We start from the raw sequence: 17,684 nt of genomic DNA on the forward strand, positions 1-17,684 counted from the left end.
CGCCGTTCAATCGCGGCCGGCAGCAGTAGCCATAGGAAAAGCGCTGGACAATCTGCGGGACCAGCAGGCCGTGGAAAGCGTTAGTGCGCTCGCGTGCCGACGATCACAATCCCGCGCGAAAGTCCACTGACGTAGTCGACCGCCAAGGCTCCCGCGTACAGTTGCGCGACCGGCACCCACGCCGCCGGATACTTGTAGCGCGCGACATCGAGCAACAGCGCGCTATCGCTTGCGGCGTCGTAGGCGGCCAGTGGCGACCAATGGCCGCCGCCTGTTTCACCGATGTCCACGCGCCTGAAGTTCAGCAACGCAAAGCGGCCGCTGCGGCTCGTCGTGTCGCGAATCAGATCGCGAAACTGGTCGAGCGTCAGATCGTTGGCATGGAACGCCTTCACCTCGACAGGAAATGCGCTCAGGGCCACGCTGAGCTGGTCGAGTGTCATGCCCTCCTTCGATACCCGCGCGGCATTGGCTACCTGTGGATCGACGTTGCGAAAGAAATCCTCCTGCGAGAAGAATGGAAAATCCGGATACAGCGTCGACGCGGGACGGCGGATGCCCAGCGCATTGAGCGCCATCACCGAAGTCGCAACCGAACAGTAAGCCTCGTTGCGCTGCGTTTCGAAGTATTGCGAAAGCGGCCAGTACGAGCGGTTGTGGGGGGTGGCCATCAGGCGCTTCTGGCCCGCCGGCTGCGTCAACGCAATGAGATTCGGGGGAACCGGCAGCGGCCCGTCGGCTGAGCGCACCGCAACCGAAGCAGGCGCTTGCGGCGCGTCCTGACGCTGGGTTTGATCCGCAGCCGGATTTGCAACCGGATTTGCAGCCGGCGGTAGCGGCGCGCAGGCCGCCAGTGTTGCCGTCAGCACAGCAACGATCCACTCAGGCCGGCTTGCACGCTCCAGGGCGCGCATCAACGAATATCTGGACATTGACTCTTCCGCTGCGGATGACTTCGGAACGACGGCAGCCGTGCCGACATATTTCATCGCATATCAGCAGGCCCCGATTTTTTAACACGAAATAAGTCGGCGCGTGCGTTCGCGCGCGAGGCGCAGGGTTGTGCAGCCGCTTGCTATACTCCCGCGGGCCAATTCTGGAGCGCGCGGCCGAACGGCTGGCCGCCGCGCTCACAGCCAATTCAAGTAGAACGGATCCGGAAATGAGCGACTTAAAGAGCGCTGCGTATGACACGAAATGCCAGCCTGGCTCTGCGGGGGCATTCGATAAAAAGCAGGATCAAGCCAGCGCAAGCGCCGCACCGATCGAGTCGATTGCACCGAGCGTACCGATCGCAACGGTTCCCTCGCCTTGCATCGACATCTGCAAAATCGACAGCAATACGGATTGGTGCATCGGCTGTCTGCGCACACGCGACGAAATTCGCGGATGGAAACACCTGTCCGACGAGTTACGCATCGTATTGATCGACGAACTATCGCGCCGCAAGTCGACGCTGACGGCTGAAAAGGCCGCGACGCTCTAAGCGGGTGGACATCATCAAAGGCGCGGATCAACTCGCCCCGTTTGCAAACGCGTAACTGTTCTTGCCACTACGCTTGACCCTGTACATCGCCTCGTCGGCGGACGCCACAAGGCGCTGATAATCGTCGACAGGATCAGGAAAACTGGCAATCCCGATGCTGGCGCGAACCCCGCCGACCCCTATCTCCCGGTCCGTTTGAGCGACGCAGGCAATCAGCCGCCTGGCGATTTCGCCCAGCTCCGCATTCGTCGAAAACTCGCACACCAGGATGGCGAATTCGTCGCCGCCGATCCGCGCGACCACATCGCCTTTACGCACCGACTCACGAAAGCGCTTCGAAACGGCGATCAGAAATTCATCGCCGACGCGGTGGCCGAGCGAATCGTTGACGTGCTTGAAGCCATCCAGATCCACATACAGCACGGCGATTTTGCAAGGCGCCGCGAACGCGCGCGATTTTGTCACCACCTCTTCGAGTGAGGCGAACAGCTTGCGCCGGTTCGGCAGCCCGGTCATTGCGTCGTGCAGTGCCGCCCATTCGAATTCGTTCGACCTGCCTGCCAGCAGGCGATTGCGTTTCGCATACATCCCCAGCGCGGTGATCAGCATGCAGAACAGCAACGCTGCCAATGCGATCAGCGTGCGCGCAATGTGAGCAATCCGCACGCGCACGTCGGCGCTGTCCGCGTCGCGTTGTGCTCGCCACCAGGCCGACGCGGCACCGAGCGCGGCATCCGTATCGCGCAGATCGGCGTCGGGTCCAAGCGAAGATGCGGGCAAACGCGGCGCCGCCGATGGACTGGCATTCACCAGCGCCGCGAGTGACGCGAGCCGCTGAGCAAGTTCGGTTCGCGCCTGCCGGTACCCCTGAGCCCGCTGGTATCCGGCGGCTCCGGCTTGCGCGGCGTCGGGCAGTCGCTGCCAGATGCCGACTACGTTTCGCGCGCTTTCCGCGCGTTCGACCGCTTCGAGAACGAGCCCCGCATACTCCTGCTTCAACTGGTCGGAGAAGATCGTCCGGATCTGCAGCGCCAGGTACAGAAGTCCTGTCAGCAGACAAATCAGCGCGGCCGCGGCGATCACAGCCGGGCCCGGCCTGAAGCGGATGGCGAGCGCGGGCCTCCCGGCAGCGAACCGGTTGCGCGCTCGCTCAGGGATGGGAATAGATGTCTTGCTGGCTTCCGGTGCCATGCTGACGATAGCTCACGCGACGAAAGAACGAACCCATGCGGGCGAACAGACTGCTCTTGTGCCGGGCATTGGCCGTCGAAGCCGACCGGCGATCCGACTGTGCAAGACGCGCGTCTCTGCCTGATCGGGCGACGCCCGATTGCTGCACGGGAGGATTGGCGGGAGACGCCGCGTGAAGAACGGCAGGCTGCGAAGCGGTGGCCGGAGTCGCGTCGGCTACGGCGGTCCGGCTGACCGTCGGCGCGGGAGGACGCGTAACCGGGCCGGACCAGGAGGCCTCTTTTGTCCCAGCCTCTTCCAGGGGTGATGCTGCCGCTGCTGTCTGCACGGGTACTGCGTGCGCGGGTACTGCGGCCGATCCGGCCGGTGCGATCGAATGCGCGGGTTCCGCGATCGTCTGTCTGACCACCGTCGACCCGGCCGTGCCGAGCGCCTGCCGCGCGCCCGAGATAGCGTCGGCGTACCTTTGCTGGTCGTGGTTGAACCAGACGCCATACGCGACCGTACCCACCACGCCGACAGCTAGCGCACTCGCTGTTGCAACGCATAATGCAAGACGTCCGAACCGCATGGGTGGCGGCGCAGCCGACGACGGCCGGCTGCCGGCGTCGAAGCGAGTATCTGGACGCTCCATGGTGGATTTTGGCAAATCAGTATCGTTGGACATCGCAATACTCTCCGGAATCCCTATGTCTGCCCTGTAGGGCAGACTTTGTTCATACGATTCAACGGCGGGTGATGTTCGAGGAATTTATTTTGTTGGATGAATCTATTTCGCGTCTCGTGCAGCCTCGCTACGGCAATGCTGCACTTTAAACAGCAGCTTGACGGATCCGGTACACGTCGGCGAAACAGGTAAAAGATTCAACGCCGCATGTATCAATAGGCGACACCGCGAACACTTGCGGTACAACTCCGGGCTGGGCGGATGGGAAGCGGTACGAACATGCGCGGTGCATCCTTATTATGCAATAAGCACGCCAACAGGCGCACTGCCCGCGGGCAGTTGCCGCTTTAAACGCGACGCATGACTGCGTGAGCGCGTAGCGCCCACGCAGGATCCGGCACCTATTGCACGGTGATCGTTTCTTTCATATTCGGGTGGATGCCGCAGAAGATCTTGTACACCCCGGGCTTGTCGAACTTGAACTGGTAGGTATCGTTTTGATCCAGCGCGGCAGAGCGAAACATGCCGGCGTCGTTCACGACAGTGTGCGGCTCGCCGTCGAGGTTTTTCCACGTCACCGTCGATCCGGCTTTGACGGTGAGCTCCATCGGCGAAAACATGAAGTTCTTGATGACCACGGTGTTGGGCGTCTGGGCTTGTGCAACGGAAAGCCCGGCCGATGCGGCGACGAGCGCCGAGCCGCCGAACAACATCACAAGCGTACTGTATAGAGAATTATTTCGCATAACTGATCTCCTGCGTGAAAGAAAATCCTGCAATCAAACGAGTGTTGTATCGTCAAGCGTCGCTTTGAGCGGATGGCGCTCGATCTTGATGCTGGTCACGCCGAGCATCTTTGGAAGTTGATCGCTCGCTACCGTGAGCGGCCCGGGGCCGGGACCATTGCCGGCGGTTGGTTGCGGATAGGCGGTCGAGCGAGCGGTATGGAACGTGATATTGCCTTCGACCTTCGACACGATCTGATGAATATGGCCGTTCAGTACGGTCACCGAGCCAAAACGCTTCAGATAGCTCATCGCCTGACCGGCGTCGCCCGTGCCCCATCCCCAAGGCTCGTAGATCGTCCACATCGGCATGTGGGCAAAGACGACGATCGGCGTGCTGGACGAGCGGCTCTTGAGGTCGTTTTCAAGCCAGGCGAGTTGATCGTCGCCGAGGCTGCCCAGGCCGTTAGGCTTGAAATGCATCACGTTGACGAGCGCGACGAAATGCACGCCATTGTGGTCGAAGCTGTAATAGCCTTTGTTGTCCGAAGCCTTGCCGAAGCGGCTGAAGTACTCGGTTCCTGGCCCGTCCGTCACATCGTGTTCGCCCGGCACGGTATGAAGCTCCGTGATATTCAACCCTGACATCAGCTGCGCCGCGAGATCGAATTCCGCCGGCTTGGAAAGATGCGTGATGTCGCCCGTGTGGATAGTCAGCGCGGGCTTGACCGGCATGGCATTGACGTAGTCGATCGTTTGCTTGAGCGTGCCCGCGACGTCCGGATTCGCCTCTTTATTGAAGCCGATATGTGAATCGCTGATCTGCAGGAAAAGCGGCACACCCATCGATGTCGCGGACGATTTCGCGTCGGCCGCAAGCGCCAGCTCCACGGGCGTGAGAATGCCGCCCGCGAGCACGAACACCGTGCCTACGCCCCCGAAAGCAAGACATTTCAGTGCGCCGCGGCGCGATGGGTTGAATGAATGATGTGACGACATGTCGACCTCACGATAAGGATTCGCAGGCAAACCGCGGGATCATCCGGCGGGCCACACGACTCGGTTCACCTGCACGACCACGGTGTCGCCGGCTTTATTCCCGGAAAAACGAAAATAGTGGTGGCGGGCGAATTCAGTGCCGGCGGCTTACAGGCTAAATACGATCGTCAACGCGGGAATAGCCACGCCGCGTCCGCAGTCTTGCAGGTGAGAGAACCTGAAAGGAGTAGTCAACATGGACATCATCGACATGGCTCGTACCTCGGGCATGGCCGTCATCCTCGACGGCAGGATCGGCCGCGAGGAATATCAGAGCGTGTGCGGCTCGCTGTCCGCGCTACAGCGATTCGCCGAGGCGGTGCGCCAGAGTACGGCACACGAGAGCCGATCCCGCAAGCGCGCGCTTACGCCTGCTCGCAAAGCATGAGGAACGCAGAAACCCGGCAGGCGCCGCGATATGCTCGACGTGACCCGGCTGCGGCGGCCCCTCAAGCCGTTTCTACGCAGCTTACGAATGGAAGGGAGGGTAAAGTGCGAGCGGAACTACGGCCTCTTCTGCGCCGCCTGCAACTGGGGTCCGGCGTCGTGCTGCTCATCTATCTGTCTTTGCATCTGGTCAATCATGCGCTCGGAATCTGGTCGCTCGATCTAGCCGGGCGCGGACTGATGCTGGCTCTATGGGTATGGCACAGCGTGCCCGGCACGATCCTGCTGTATGGTGCCGCCCTGCTCCATTTCGCGCTGGCTGTGCGCACGATTTACGGGCGGCGTCACTGGGCGCTCCCGCCGGACGAATGGATTCGCCTGTGGGCCGGGCTCAGCCTGCCTCTGCTGCTCATCCGGCATGCGGTCACAACGCGCCTTGCGGCGTCGCTATATGGTTTCGAGCCGAACTACGAGCGGATTGTGATATCGCTGATCACAAGCGGCACGCAAGGTCTGCAACTTGCGCTGCTTGCGCCGGGCTGGATTCATGGTTGCCTTGGCGTGTGGTTCCGCTTGCGTCATCATCCGGCGGCGCAACGCGCCAGACCGGTACTGTTTGCCCTGCTCGTTCTTCTGCCGTTGCTTTCGGCCGTGGGTTTTCTGCGAATGAAGCGGGCGGTCGTCGCAATGCATGCCGTTCTCCCCGCGCCCGATTCGAAACTGCTGACGCATCAGCTTGCGCTCGATACATGGCGTCACAGTCTCGTTACGCTGTATCTTGCCGTGCTCGCTAGCGCGCTTCTGGCGGGCTTGTTGCGAAACTGGCTGGAGAGCAGACCACGTTCGGCTTGAGGTGGCGATGGCACGGATCTGATCGTTCGAGATGGCGCCTTGCTCGATGAGCACCGCTCGCGGCGTATGGCTCCGATGGATGCAGTCGTACCGTGGCCCGCATCGCGAAGAATGCGGGCCACGTGACGGCTCTTTCACGACGGCGCGAGGCCGTCTGCCCACCCTGCCAGGCTTATTGCGCCTGCTGCGCCTGCGGCTTCAGCTTGAACTTGCCCTGATAGCGGATCGTCGGACGCAGGGACTGTGTCGTCGGCGCCGTCATCAACAACTGACGTGCGAGCGGCGTAGCCGTTGCGCCGCCCAGCGAACCGATACTGCTTTCACGCGACGGATCCGCCAGACCGTTCTTCACCAGCAGTTTGGCCTCGAGCTGCAAACTGGTCAGCAACACCGGGTCCTTCAGCGCGTTACCTTGCGTCAGCAACTGACTCCACGCGTTGTTGCTGTAGTTCGTCACGTAGTAGTCGAGGCCGCTCGGATCCGCGAGCACGGCGGAACAGCCGTTCAGACGCACCTGCATTTGCGTGTCCTTCATCGCAACCGTCTTGCGCGCGCTCAGTCCATCACCGTAAGCGAGCGTCAACGGAATCGTCCATTGCGTGCCGGGGTACTGGTTCTGGTTAGGGAACGGCGACTGCTTCAACGTGACCACTGTCTGATTGGTCGTCAGATCGCACTGGGTGTCGAGCGACAGCAAAGGCACGCCGGTTTGGCGCACGAAGCTGTCGCCAATCGCGACCATCGGCTCGCCGCTGGCCTTCGCCAGTTCGTCCCACAAACGCTTAGGCGTGCCGTTGCCGAGCGCGTAGTCGGCCAGATACGACTGCAACCCCTTGCGCAACACCTCTTCGCCGAGATAGTTTTCCAGCATCTTCAGCACATGGCCGCCCTTGTCGTACGTAAAGGGGCTTGCGCTCAGCACGAAGTCATTCGAGGCCCAGCCGTTAAAGTTCGGCTGCACCGGGAAGGAAGTGGACTTCAGATCGGCATTGATCACCGCATACTTGTTCTTCACGTCGTCGACCCAACTGAAGCGGTCCGGGAAGAAGCGCACCTTGGTCTTGTTCTCGAAGAACGTCGCGAACGATTCGTTGAGCCACACGTCGTCCCACCAGTCGAGCGTGACCAGATCGCCGAACCATTGGTGCGCGGCTTCATGCGTCAAAACCGTCACTCCATAGTCGGACATCGGGGTGCCGGGCGGCGGCAGAATATCGTCGGCGAACTCGAGAATCGCGCCCCAGTTCTCCATGCCGCCGAAGTTCAGATCTTTTTGCTCCTTGAAGGCGTCGTTCGCGGCAATCGTGTCGAACTTGGTGAGCGGCAACGGAATACCCGTGTATCGATAGTAGTAATCGAGCGCCTGCTTGGTCTGCTGCATGGCCGGTTTTGCCCAGTCACGCATGCCGGGTGGCGTGAAGATGCGCAGATGCAGACCCTTGTGATCGGGCAGCGGGCTCGCGAAGTCGTCTTCGAGAATGTCGAATTGACCACCGCCGAAGAAGAGCAGATAGGACGGCATCGGCGGGGTCTTTTCGAACGAGACCAGCTTGTAGCCGCTATCCACGTTCACCGCCGGTTTCTCCGCCGCGTTCGACACGACGTTCCAGTTTTGCGGAACTTCAGCGCTGACCTCATAGGTGGGCCGGAACGCCGGCTCATCCCAGCCCGGGAACCATTGGCGCGAGAGGTTCGATTCCCCTTGCGTGAGAATCGCGCCGCTGGTCGTGCCATCGGTCGACTTCAGATCGACGCGGAACACGCCCTCCGCCGCGGAGCAACCCGGATAGGGATCGTTGCCGCAACTGCCGCCGGTTTTGGCGACCGGGTCGTCATAGGTCTTGAAGTTGATGATGCCGCTCCACTCCATGTGCAGCGAGTAGTTGCCGGCGGCGATCTGCCCGCTCACGGGCCGAAGCTGGTAGAAATCGCCGTCATCCTGAGGCGTGGCGATCAACTGGATGTTGCCCGGCTGCAGCGTGATCGAGCCGTTGGTAAACTTGATACGGTGGCCGGCGATCGTGATCGCGTTGACGGACTTCAGCACCTTGATCTGAACGTCCGCGCGGCCGTCGAAAGAAGACAGCGCCGGGTTCGGCCGGAACCACAGCTTGTAGTTGATCGGGGTGACCGTGTCGGGCAATTCGACCGGCGGCACGCTCTTGTTGATCGAGGCATCCGCGACGATCGGCGCGGTAGGCGGCGCGAGCGCCGCGTCGGAAGCGGCCGTGGGCGCCTGGGCGGACTTGCTCGAAGGCGTTGACGAGCCGTCCGAACCGCCGCAGCCCGCCAGGACCATTATCCCGGCTAACGCCAGGCACTGTATCTGCAATCGGAAATTTATACGCATTATTAATCCTCGACTGACAAAATCGGCATAAAGAAAGTGCGTTGAGTGCTTAAGCTGTGTTTCTCTTTTTTTCAGCGAAAAAGGTCTCCCGCACTAGCCGCAGATTGCTAGCGAGAATATATGGACGTGTTACTACCTCAGCACTTGTGGCTGATTTTTAAATTGCGCTGGCTTATCTTTACAATCCTTTCGAAAAGCTGGCGTGAACCATTTTCTTCCGTTTTGAAGCGATCGCCAGACTGACAGACAACACAACGGCATACCTGCGTCTCCGGGCAGGTGAACAGGAACAAGGTCAGTTTTAGCGATAGTGCGTAGCCTAGTTTGGCAAACGTTCCCGTGTCAACTTCCTTTCACAATCTTTCCTGCACTAGTGCATGGTGTATGCAAACAGAATGACTCACGTAATAAACGGAGTTAATGCTCTAAAGGCTCGAATGCACGCCGGCTTCTACGAGAAACTTTATTTTATTGCGGCGCGGAGTGTGATAAGACGCGGGACAGCAGTCAATGCGCTGACGAAATTAATCCGCTGTCGAGTCCATGAAAGAAAATCCGCTGCTAACGGATGAAATGAGCGCAAATCGGCGTTGCCCTCAGGCGGGTATAAAACGCCGACTGCCCGCCGCCAACCTCGGCGAATTGATCGGCTGCGAGCGCCGAGCCGGCGGCCGCGCCGATCGCAATCGACACGATCGCGATGCGGCGTAGCCATCCGGCGCGGCCGGTCAGCGTGCCCGACACGCTGCGCCAACTGGCGAGCAAGGTCATGGCGAGTGCAACGATCGCGCAGCACATGACTGTATTTTCACGCGTTGAGCGCAGCGTTCGCGGCTGAGGTTGCCGAACGCACCGGAAACGGATTGCGCCACGCTTCGATCTCGTTCAGTTGATCGTGCCAGCGCTGCATTTCCGGAAATTCGCCAAGCGGCATGGCTGCGTTCTTTGCATACGGCAGCGCAATGGCGACGGAGAAATCCGCAACGCTCAGGCCGTCACCAAGCAGCCATTTACGGCCTTTAAGATGCTGCTCGAGCACGCTGGCGGACTTCCGAAACATACCCTGCTCTTCGGCCACTTTCGACGGATCGGGGCCGCCGAGTCCAAACACCGGCTTGATAATGGACTCGAAGTAAAGCATGCCGGCATGCGGATAAAAATGGTGGTTGTTCCAGCTAAACCAGCGCAGCACGTCGACCAGCCGGTCGTCGGCCGGCCAGAGGTTGGACTGCGCGCGACGGGCGAAATGGCTGATGATCGCGTCGGCTTCCCAGATACTTTTCCCGCCATCGACAAGACACGGCACCTTGCCATTCGGATTGATCGCCTGATAGTCCGGCTTGCGATGCTCACCCTTCGTCAAATCGACGAAAGCGTATTCGATTGGCAAACCTAAATACTTTGCCACTGCACAGGTTTTTCGCGGAGCCAGTGTCTCCGCGTAATAGAGCTTCATATTCGACCTCGGTATGAGTTGAATGTGTTTCCGACCTGCGTCAGTTGCCTTCGTCTTCCAGCCGAGCCATGAACGCGTCGAGCTTGTCGAGGGCCGTGCCCCAGCCGCTCCGATGAGCATCGCGTGCGGCCTCGTCGAAGAACTGTGCGTGCGTGAGCGTGAGTTCGGTCCCCTCCTCGATCGGGCGCAGGCTGAGCGTGACCTGCGAGCGGCGCTCGGGCAGCGTAACCCATTCCCACGTGAAGACGAGCTTGCGGTCCGCTTCGACCTCCAGGTATTCGCCGCGACAGTCGTGCGTTTCGCCATCCAGTGTCTGGAACACCACGCGAAAGCGGCCGCCCACGCGCGGATCGGCTTCGGCGCTGAGTACCGGCCCGGCGTCGGGCCCCCACCAGCGCACCATCAGTTCGGGCCGGGTCCACGCTGCATACACTCGGGCTGGAGGTGCCTTGATGCGCCGCACGATAGTCAGGCTCGGCTTTTCCTGGGTCATTGCCCGTCTCCCTCCACAAAATCGGCGAGCCGGTCGAGGCTCGCGGACCAGAAACGCTCATAGCGTCTCAACCATGCCATTGCCTCCTCCATCGGCCCCGCGACCAGATCGACCGACACCGTCCGCCCGCTCTTGGTACGCGATACCAGACCCGCGTCGCTCAGCACGTCGAGGTGCTTCATGACCGCGGGGAGCTTGAGCGGCAGCGGCCGCGCGATTTCCTTGACCGACAGCCCGGGCTCCCGCTCGAGGCGAGCGAGGATGGCCCGCCGTGTCGGGTCCACAAGGGCGGAAAACGTGCGATCGAGCTGACTGACTGGAGACTTTGCCATATGGTGAACTATAGGTGGATCACGAGCCCTGTCAAGATTTTTCGCAGGCTGCCCGGATCGCGCGGACTTGTGTTTGCGGCGTATCGCCGGTCCGTTGAAGATCGCGAGTCAGCCACCTTCGAGGGAACTGCTAGAGCCGCTCGCCGCAAAAAGTTTATCGGCTCTGCTGTCAGAATTTGTCATCTGGTCCGACTAAAGCCGGCGTAGACTTTCGCGGCGAGGAACTTATGATGAATGACATCGATTTCGAATGTACTGAATGCGGCAAATGCTGCCACGACCTGCGCCTCGCGCTGACGGTTACCGAGGCTATCGCGTGGCTCGAGCGCGGCGGGAAAATGGAACTCATTTGCGAGGCTATCCCGTGGCCGGTCGAGCCCGAAGCCGGCAATGCGCAAGCGGAATACAAACGGGCCCGGTCGTCACCGGCCATGAGCGGAAGCTTGCCGGTCCGTATTTCGATCGTGCTCGCCGCGGCATTCGAAGGAGCCTGTCCCAATCTGCGCGCCGATATGCGCTGCAATATCTACGAGCAGCGGCCGCTGGTCTGCCGGATCTATCCCGCGGAAATCAATCCGTTCGTCGAATTGGCGCCGCAGAACAAGGGCTGTCCTCCTGACGCGTGGCAAAACAAGCCGCTGCTCCGGCAGGGAATCCTGGTCGATGCGGCAACCGTCGAGCAGATCGAGCAGTCGCGGCGCGCGAATCAGCTCGAGGCGCCGCTGCGTATGCAGGTGTGCACCGAGCTCGGCCTGAACGAGGCTGCGCTTGCGAACGAGGGCTTTGTGATGGTTTCGCCGGATAGCGAGGCGCTGTTGAGCGCCCTGCGCAAAATACACGCGAGCGACCTGTCGCAGGACGCCGCCACGCAGTGGACCTTCGTGTCGAATCGCACTGGCACGGTTGAAACGCTCCAGTCGGTAGGCGCGGCCGGCCACCTCGTTGAAACCAGCGTTGCCGGCAACGCCCGGTATCACGGTTTTTTCCCGCCGTCATAGAGGCAAAATCGCCGGCGCCCGCCCGCGCACAGTTAGACGCCGCTGCTGCCGCCCACCGTCCTGATGCTCTTCCATTGTCCTTGCTGCACCTGGAACAGTGTGTACGGCGGCTTGATGAGATCGCCATACGGGTCGAAGGTGATGTTGCCAGTCACACCGGTCACCGTCACTTTCGACAGCGCGTCGACGATCTTTGCGCGATCGAGCGAATCCGCATTGTGAATCGCCTTGATCATTGCAAGCGCGGCATCGTAGGCAAACGGTGCGTACAGTTCGACATCCTGATTGAAGCGCGCTTTATAGCGCTTGCCAAAGGCCTGCGCGGCAGGCAGCTTGTCGAGCGCCGGGCCGGGCTCGAGATCCTGCGTGCCGTCCCCTGCGGTGCCCGAGATCTGCAGGAACGCATTGCTCTTCAGCGCACCTGCACCGAACAGTTGTGCCTGCATGCCTAGCGAGCGCATCTGCTTGACCAGCATCGCGCCCTGTTCATCCAGGCCGCCGAAGAAAATCAGATCGACGTTCCGGCTCTTGAGCGTGGTGAGAATAGCGCGAAAATCCACCGCTTTGTCGTTAGTGAATTCGCGGTCGACGATGTTGCCTTTCGCTTCTCTCGCGCCTTTTTCGAACGCATCCGCCAGGCCTTGCCCGAATGCCGTACGGTCATCGATGATGCCGATGCGCTTCGCCTTCATCTGCTCCACTACAAAATGCCCGGCTACGACACCGCCGATGCCGTCGTGCCCCATGGTGCGGAACACGTTTTTGTAGCCTTGCTTGGTGAGTTGTGGATTAGTCGAGCCCGGCGTAATCATCGCCACGTTTGCCTGGTGATAAACGGCCGAGGCGGGAATGCTGCAGCCCGAATTGTAGTGCCCGATCACGCCGACCACGCCGTCGTCGACCAGCTTCTGCGCCACCTGAATCGCCACGCGCGGGTCCGCCTGATCGTCCTGCACATCGAGCACGAAGGTGACCGGCTTTCCGCCAATCGTCGGGTGCTTCGCATTTTCTTCATCGAGCGCCAATTGAGCGCCGTACTGCAGGTCCTTGCCCACGCGTGCAACGGGACCGGTCAACGGTCCGACGAAACCGATCTTGACGACTTCAGGATCGGCCGCCCACGCCGACGACATAGCCGTGGCAAGTGCGCAGACGGTGACACTCAACAACCAATAGCGGCGATTCATGATGCGCTCCTTGCGAGATATAACGTCGCGCGATGTGAAGGTTGGCCGATCCGATGCGCGACGCGTCGAAACCGTCCTCAGATACTGATCGTGAAACGAGAAAACCTGTGCGCTCAACGCCTCGATGAAAGTCAAAAACGCGTGGCCGAGTAAGGCGGGAGATAGAGCGGCGGCGCGCGCCGCGCGATCAGATCGGCGACGATGCGCCCGCTCACGCCGGCTAGCGTCAAGCCGAGATGCTGGTGGCCGAATGCGTAGATCACCCGTTCGCTCGCGCGCGAACGCCCCAGTACCGGCACGCCGTCCGGCAAGGTCGGACGAAATCCGAGCCAGCTGCTATCCGGCCTATCGAGCGCGGGTAAGGCTCGCTTCGACGAAAACGTCAGCAGATCGATGAGCGAACGGTTGCGGGTCTCGCCGAACCCCGCGAGTTCGACCGTGCCGGCAACGCGCAGGCCATCGCTCATCGGCGTCATGTAGAAGCCGCGCTCGGCCCAGCCGACCGGCCGCGACACCAGTTGCTGCGCGCCTGGAAAGCGGACGTGGTAACCCCGTTCCGTATCCAGCGGGACGGGGTCGCCGCATTGCTTGGCAAACTGGGCGGAGCGAGCGCCGGTTGCGACCACTACGTGGCTGAAACGCCGCGTGGCGCCGGCGACGCTCAGGGCAGCACCGTCCCCGGCAGGCTGCACGGCGTCAACAGCCGAACGTTCGAGCTTCAATCCTTGCGCGGCAAGCTGTTGATAAAGTGTCTGAAGAAAACCGTGCGGATCGGAAAAATGCCAGCTATTGCTGAACAGCACAGCGCGCTCGAATATCGGTGCGAGGAACGGTTCGAGCTCGCGGATTTCGCTGCCGCCCAGCACCTCGAAGGTAACGCCTAGCTGCCGGCGCAGATCGAGTGCGGGACGCGCCGCATCGAACGAAGCCGCGCTCGAATAAAGATAAAGACATTCGTGGGGCCGGACAAAACGCGCCAGTTCTGCGTCCGCCAGCAGCGGCGCATAACCGTCATGCGCGCAATCGAGCAGCGCGGCGAGCGCGCCGGCGCTCGCTTCGTAGCGCCGCGGCAACGAACTCATCATGAAACGCACCAGCCATGGTGCAAGATGGGGCAGATAGCCCCAGCGCAATCTGAACGGGCTGTCTTTGGATAACAGAAAGCGCGGCAAGTCGCGGAATACGGACGGATTGTTGATGGGAATGCACGCATAGTGCGCGAAGGTCCCCGCATTGCCGAAAGACGCACCCTGCCCCACGCCGGCCGGGTCGAACAGCGTGATTCGATGGCCGTCGCGCATCAGCGCCGCAGCGCTCGCGAGGCCGATGAATCCCGCACCGATGATGGCAATCTCCGACATCACTTGCGTCCTTCCATCGAAGCGACGCCCATCCGCGACAGATAGCCGGTTGCGCTGCCTTCGCTTTGCCAGCGTTTGGCCGCCAGCAGATACGCGGCCGAGACGACGGCGAGACTCGCGAGGCTTGCCATCATTTGCGGGCGCAGTGCCGGGTCGGCGCCCATTGCCGCGAGCACGCCGACAATTGCCGCCACAACTGCATAGGATAGCCAGGGGAATAGCCACATGCGCAGCGTCAGACGCTCCGGTTCGCCGCGTTCGATACGATGGCGAATACGGATCTGCGCGCAAGCTATCGCCAGATAAACGAACAGCATGACCGCGCCGGACGCATTCACGAGGAACAGAAACACGCCTTGTGGCGATACGATCGCCGCGATGATGGCAAGGTAGCCCACCACGCTGCTCAACAGGACCGCCAGTCGCGGCACTTTGTGCGGCGTCAGCTTGAGCAGCGCACCCGGTGCGTCGCCACGCTCGGCGAGACGAAACAGAATCCGCGACGATACGTACAGGCCCGAATTCAGCGCGGACAGCACAGCGACCAGCACGATGGCATTCATGATGTCCGCGGCACCCGGTACGCGCATGGTTTCCAGCGCGGCGACGAACGGCGAGTGGCCGGTGACGATGCTGCTCCACGGCACGATGCACGCAATCAGAAACATCGATCCGACATAGAACGTGATGACCCGCAGGATGACCGAACGCGTCATGGCCGCAACGTTTCTGGCCGGATCGTCCGATTCGGCCGCGGCGATGGTGGCGATTTCCGCGCCGCCCACCGCGAAAATCACGGTCGGTACGGCCGCGAACACGGACATCGCGCCGAACGGCATAAAACCGCGGTGCTCCAGCAGATTCGTCACCGCACTGCCGGTATGTCCAAAGCCGAACACATACGCGGCGCCGATCGCAATGAACACGATGATGGCAGCCACCTTGATCGACGCAAACCAGAACTCGAACTCCCCATACGACTTTACCGAGAGCAGATTGATCAGCGTCATCACCGATAACAACACGAGGCCGATCACCCAGACCGGCGCCGGAATCCAGCGTTGCAGGATGGCCGCGCCGGCCACCGCCTCCACGGCAACCACGATCACCCAGAAGTACCAGTAGAGCCAGCCGCTGGTGAAACCCGCCCAATTGCCGAGGCCGATGCGCGCATATTCGGTGAATGAGCCGACGCCGGGCACCGCCAGCGCCATTTCGCCGAGCATGCGCATCACCATCAGCACGACGATGCCGGCCACCAGATACGACAGGCACGCGGCCGGCCCGACAGTGCCAAGCGTCGCGCTGCTACCGACAAACAGACCCGCACCGATGATGCCGCCGAGCGCAATCATCGTGACGTGCCGTTGGCGCAGTGCGGCGCCCAGTTTCGGCGCGGCGGGACCTGGTGAGGACTGAGGGAAACTCATCGGAAAACTCCTGCTGACAGAATCGGGACACTGTCCGGCGACACCGCGACATGCACGCAGCCAGACAAACTCTGACAATCAGAATCACACAATATTTTTTTGTGTGCAATTAAAACTAACATTGTGTGGCCCTGGCATTTTCCCTGGATGGTCTGTGGTTCGATCCTTGCAGCCAAGGGCGCTGCAACAACCGTGCAGTCCCGGCACGCTGGTTTTTAAGCGTTGCACGGGTGCTTGTCTGGTATAGAATCGGCAAAATTCCGCACAATCGCGGACAAAGTCGATTTTGTATGGAGACATCGGTTCTTATGGCTTCTGACAAAGACACGGCGCGTGGGTCCAACGGCGCGCGGGCGCAGATGAAGCGCTCCACCTACGTCGAGGTGTCCAGCTCGATCGAAAACGAGATTCGCAGCGGCGTTTATCCACCGGGCAGCCGCCTGCCGCCGCAACGGCAACTGGCCACCGAACTGGGCATCAATGTGTCGACAGTGTCCCGCGCGTACAAGGAATTGCAGTTGCGCGGGCTGGTGATCGGCAGCAAGCGGCGCGGCTCGCTCGTGACCGGCGGCGCGATGCCGAGCGTCGAACCCGCGCAGGCGGCCAGCAACGCGGCGATTGATCTGACCGTCAACCGGCCGGCCACGGGCGAATTCCTGAACTGCCTCGCGCGCACGCTGGCGGAATTGCCGCGTGATCCGCGTTACCCGCAATTGCAGGAGTATCAGCCGCCGCAAGGCCCCGTCTGGGCGCGCGCCGCCGGCGCACGCTGGATGGCCGCGCCGGGCTTCACGCCGGCACCCGATCACGTGGTGGTCACGAGCGGTGCGCAACACGGTTTGTATGCGGTGCTGAACAGCCTGATCGGCACGGACGGCGTGATCCTCGCCGATCAGCTCACCTACTACGGGCTGAAAGCGCTGGCGCCGGTGTTCCAGTTCGAGATCGTCGGCATTCCGAGCGACCGCGACGGCCTCCTGACCGACGAGGTAGAGCGCGCCTGCCGGCGCATGCCGGTGAAAGCCATCTTCACGGTGCCTAATCTGCAGAACCCGACCGTGACGACGATGAGTCTCGAGCGTCGCATGGCGCTCGTCGACATTGCACGTCGGCACGGCGTGGCGATCATCGAAGACGACGTCTACGGGCCGCTGGTTTCGCAGCGGCTGCCGACCATCGCGAGCCTGTGCCCGGAACTGACGTTCCACCTCGCGGCGACCTCGAAGATTCTCGCGCCCGGCCTGCGGCTCGGCTATCTGCTGAGCCCGCCGGACAGTTCCGCGCTGTGTGCGGAGGCGGTACGCACCACCGCCTGGATGCCCGCGCCGATGTCGATGCTGATCGCGTCGATCTGGATCGAGGACGGCACCGCGCGCCACATCATGGACGCACAGCTCGCCGAAATTCGCGCCCGACAAGACCTCGCTCGCGAGTTGTTGCCGCAGGAATGGCTGCAGACCGATCCGGCGTGCATGTTCGTGTGGCTCAAGCTGCCGCCGCCGTGGCGTGCCGACGACTTTGCGGCGAATGCGAAGGCGCGTGGCGTGGTGGTGATGCCGTCGTCGGCGTTTGCCGTGGACCGCTCGGAGATCGAGCACGGGGTACGGATCAACCTCGCGTGCGCCGCGAGCCGCGATCAACTCGTGAGTGCGTTGCGGCTGCTGACGGGCACGCTGAAGGATCGCCCCCGGGCTTTGTTCGGCACGATCTGATCGACAGCCGCCGTGCCCC

Annotated in this window: 18 protein-coding genes; 5 read left to right on the plus strand and 13 right to left on the minus strand. The window is 61.6% G+C overall.

Annotation, left to right across the window (positions count from 1 at the left end; all coding sequences use genetic code 11):
* Positions 1–80: 80 nt before the first annotated feature.
* Positions 81–932 (minus strand): phytochelatin synthase family protein, encoded by an 852-nt coding sequence (locus tag HWX91_RS07680; protein WP_028194554.1) that lies wholly within the window; start codon positions 930–932, stop codon positions 81–83.
* Between the two features lie 341 nt (positions 933–1,273).
* On the opposite strand from HWX91_RS07680, the gene HWX91_RS07685 reads away from it, so the two are divergent.
* Positions 1,274–1,486, plus strand: coding sequence for a DUF1289 domain-containing protein (locus HWX91_RS07685; protein WP_042273956.1), 213 nt, complete (start codon positions 1,274–1,276; stop codon positions 1,484–1,486).
* 27 nt (positions 1,487–1,513) lie between these two features.
* On the opposite strand, the gene HWX91_RS07690 is transcribed toward HWX91_RS07685, so the two are convergent.
* The 4 genes from HWX91_RS07690 to HWX91_RS07705 form a co-directional block, all read right to left on the minus strand.
* Positions 1,514–2,677 carry a GGDEF domain-containing protein gene (locus HWX91_RS07690; protein WP_028194555.1) on the minus strand — a complete coding sequence of 388 codons (1,164 nt, stop codon included), beginning with the start codon at positions 2,675–2,677 and terminating at the stop codon, positions 1,514–1,516.
* Positions 2,637–3,344, minus strand: coding sequence for a hypothetical protein (locus HWX91_RS07695; RefSeq protein ID WP_081832933.1), 708 nt, complete (start codon positions 3,342–3,344; stop codon positions 2,637–2,639). The genes HWX91_RS07690 and HWX91_RS07695 overlap by 41 nt, the downstream gene beginning before the upstream one ends.
* 401 nt (positions 3,345–3,745) lie before the next feature.
* On the minus strand, positions 3,746–4,057 hold the full coding sequence (locus HWX91_RS07700) for a cupredoxin domain-containing protein (RefSeq protein ID WP_244144021.1): 312 nt from the start codon (positions 4,055–4,057) through the stop codon (positions 3,746–3,748).
* Between the two features lie 66 nt (positions 4,058–4,123).
* A complete protein-coding gene (locus HWX91_RS07705) occupies positions 4,124–5,068 on the minus strand; it encodes a metallophosphoesterase family protein (RefSeq protein ID WP_028194557.1) in 945 nt (314 codons plus the stop codon).
* A 235-nt stretch (positions 5,069–5,303) separates the two neighbouring features.
* Here HWX91_RS07705 and HWX91_RS07710 point away from each other — a divergent pair, with 235 nt between their 5' ends.
* Together HWX91_RS07710 and HWX91_RS07715 are read left to right on the plus strand one after the other, a co-directional pair.
* Entirely contained in the window at positions 5,304–5,495 is a 192-nt protein-coding gene (locus HWX91_RS07710; protein WP_028194558.1) for a hypothetical protein, read from the plus strand.
* Between the two features lie 104 nt (positions 5,496–5,599).
* The gene (locus HWX91_RS07715; protein WP_042273914.1) at positions 5,600–6,346 is read left to right on the plus strand and encodes a hypothetical protein; all 747 of its coding nucleotides are present in this window, start codon (positions 5,600–5,602) and stop codon (positions 6,344–6,346) included.
* 172 nt (positions 6,347–6,518) lie between these two features.
* Here the strand turns inward: HWX91_RS07715 and HWX91_RS07720 are convergent, their stop codons facing one another.
* The 5 genes from HWX91_RS07720 to HWX91_RS07740 all read right to left on the minus strand — a co-directional run bounded on the left by HWX91_RS07720 (position 6,519) and on the right by HWX91_RS07740 (position 10,977).
* Entirely contained in the window at positions 6,519–8,696 is a 2,178-nt protein-coding gene (locus HWX91_RS07720; protein ID WP_028194560.1) for a M1 family metallopeptidase, read from the minus strand.
* 561 nt (positions 8,697–9,257) lie between these two features.
* On the minus strand, positions 9,258–9,494 hold the full coding sequence (locus tag HWX91_RS07725; RefSeq protein ID WP_028194561.1) for a hypothetical protein: 237 nt from the start codon (positions 9,492–9,494) through the stop codon (positions 9,258–9,260).
* A gap of 10 nt (positions 9,495–9,504) precedes the next feature.
* A complete protein-coding gene (locus HWX91_RS07730; protein WP_028194562.1) occupies positions 9,505–10,152 on the minus strand; it encodes a glutathione S-transferase family protein in 648 nt (215 codons plus the stop codon).
* A 40-nt stretch (positions 10,153–10,192) separates the two neighbouring features.
* The gene (locus HWX91_RS07735; RefSeq protein WP_028194563.1) at positions 10,193–10,645 is read right to left on the minus strand and encodes an SRPBCC family protein; all 453 of its coding nucleotides are present in this window, start codon (positions 10,643–10,645) and stop codon (positions 10,193–10,195) included.
* On the minus strand, positions 10,642–10,977 hold the full coding sequence (locus HWX91_RS07740; protein WP_028194564.1) for an ArsR/SmtB family transcription factor: 336 nt from the start codon (positions 10,975–10,977) through the stop codon (positions 10,642–10,644). The genes HWX91_RS07735 and HWX91_RS07740 overlap by 4 nt, the downstream gene beginning before the upstream one ends.
* Positions 10,978–11,207: 230 nt before the next feature.
* Here HWX91_RS07740 and HWX91_RS07745 point away from each other — a divergent pair, with 230 nt between their 5' ends.
* A complete protein-coding gene (locus tag HWX91_RS07745) occupies positions 11,208–11,975 on the plus strand; it encodes a YkgJ family cysteine cluster protein (RefSeq protein ID WP_042273917.1) in 768 nt (255 codons plus the stop codon).
* Between the two features lie 32 nt (positions 11,976–12,007).
* On the opposite strand, the gene HWX91_RS07750 is transcribed toward HWX91_RS07745, so the two are convergent.
* The 3 genes from HWX91_RS07750 to HWX91_RS07760 form a co-directional block, all read right to left on the minus strand.
* Positions 12,008–13,162, minus strand: coding sequence for a branched-chain amino acid ABC transporter substrate-binding protein (locus HWX91_RS07750; protein WP_028194565.1), 1,155 nt, complete (start codon positions 13,160–13,162; stop codon positions 12,008–12,010).
* 131 nt (positions 13,163–13,293) lie between these two features.
* Positions 13,294–14,523, minus strand: a complete 1,230-nt coding sequence (locus tag HWX91_RS07755; protein ID WP_028194566.1) for an NAD(P)/FAD-dependent oxidoreductase — start codon at positions 14,521–14,523, stop codon at positions 13,294–13,296.
* Positions 14,523–15,953: an amino acid permease gene (locus HWX91_RS07760; protein ID WP_042273921.1), complete on the minus strand. Its 1,431-nt coding sequence runs from the start codon at positions 15,951–15,953 to the stop codon at positions 14,523–14,525. Before HWX91_RS07760 ends, HWX91_RS07755 begins: the two co-directional genes overlap by 1 nt.
* 308 nt (positions 15,954–16,261) lie before the next feature.
* Between HWX91_RS07760 and HWX91_RS07765 the strand changes: the two genes are divergently transcribed.
* Positions 16,262–17,665, plus strand: a complete 1,404-nt coding sequence (locus HWX91_RS07765; protein ID WP_028194568.1) for an aminotransferase-like domain-containing protein — start codon at positions 16,262–16,264, stop codon at positions 17,663–17,665.
* Positions 17,666–17,684: the final 19 nt, after the last annotated feature.

The sequence above is a fragment of the Paraburkholderia fungorum genome (assembly GCF_902833645.1).
Classification (GTDB): domain Bacteria; phylum Pseudomonadota; class Gammaproteobacteria; order Burkholderiales; family Burkholderiaceae; genus Paraburkholderia; species Paraburkholderia fungorum.

What these genes read in the sequence shown, in the direction of transcription:
- HWX91_RS07680 (WP_028194554.1), bottom strand. Translation starts at nt 932, where the DNA reads ATGTCCAGATATTCGTTGATGCGCGCCCTGGAGCGTGCAAGCCGGCCT.
- HWX91_RS07690 (WP_028194555.1), bottom strand. Translation starts at nt 2,677, where the DNA reads ATGGCACCGGAAGCCAGCAAGACATCTATTCCCATCCCTGAGCGAGCG.
- HWX91_RS07695 (WP_081832933.1), bottom strand. Translation starts at nt 3,344, where the DNA reads ATGTCCAACGATACTGATTTGCCAAAATCCACCATGGAGCGTCCAGAT.
- HWX91_RS07700 (WP_244144021.1), bottom strand. Translation starts at nt 4,057, where the DNA reads ATGTTGTTCGGCGGCTCGGCGCTCGTCGCCGCATCGGCCGGGCTTTCC.
- HWX91_RS07705 (WP_028194557.1), bottom strand. Translation starts at nt 5,068, where the DNA reads ATGTCGTCACATCATTCATTCAACCCATCGCGCCGCGGCGCACTGAAA.
- HWX91_RS07710 (WP_028194558.1), top strand. Translation starts at nt 5,304, where the DNA reads ATGGACATCATCGACATGGCTCGTACCTCGGGCATGGCCGTCATCCTC.
- HWX91_RS07720 (WP_028194560.1), bottom strand. Translation starts at nt 8,696, where the DNA reads ATGCGTATAAATTTCCGATTGCAGATACAGTGCCTGGCGTTAGCCGGG.
- HWX91_RS07725 (WP_028194561.1), bottom strand. Translation starts at nt 9,494, where the DNA reads ATGTGCTGCGCGATCGTTGCACTCGCCATGACCTTGCTCGCCAGTTGG.
- HWX91_RS07730 (WP_028194562.1), bottom strand. Translation starts at nt 10,152, where the DNA reads ATGAAGCTCTATTACGCGGAGACACTGGCTCCGCGAAAAACCTGTGCA.
- HWX91_RS07735 (WP_028194563.1), bottom strand. Translation starts at nt 10,645, where the DNA reads ATGACCCAGGAAAAGCCGAGCCTGACTATCGTGCGGCGCATCAAGGCA.
- HWX91_RS07740 (WP_028194564.1), bottom strand. Translation starts at nt 10,977, where the DNA reads ATGGCAAAGTCTCCAGTCAGTCAGCTCGATCGCACGTTTTCCGCCCTT.
- HWX91_RS07745 (WP_042273917.1), top strand. Translation starts at nt 11,208, where the DNA reads ATGAATGACATCGATTTCGAATGTACTGAATGCGGCAAATGCTGCCAC.
- HWX91_RS07750 (WP_028194565.1), bottom strand. Translation starts at nt 13,162, where the DNA reads ATGAATCGCCGCTATTGGTTGTTGAGTGTCACCGTCTGCGCACTTGCC.
- HWX91_RS07755 (WP_028194566.1), bottom strand. Translation starts at nt 14,523, where the DNA reads ATGTCGGAGATTGCCATCATCGGTGCGGGATTCATCGGCCTCGCGAGC.
- HWX91_RS07760 (WP_042273921.1), bottom strand. Translation starts at nt 15,953, where the DNA reads ATGAGTTTCCCTCAGTCCTCACCAGGTCCCGCCGCGCCGAAACTGGGC.
- HWX91_RS07765 (WP_028194568.1), top strand. Translation starts at nt 16,262, where the DNA reads ATGGCTTCTGACAAAGACACGGCGCGTGGGTCCAACGGCGCGCGGGCG.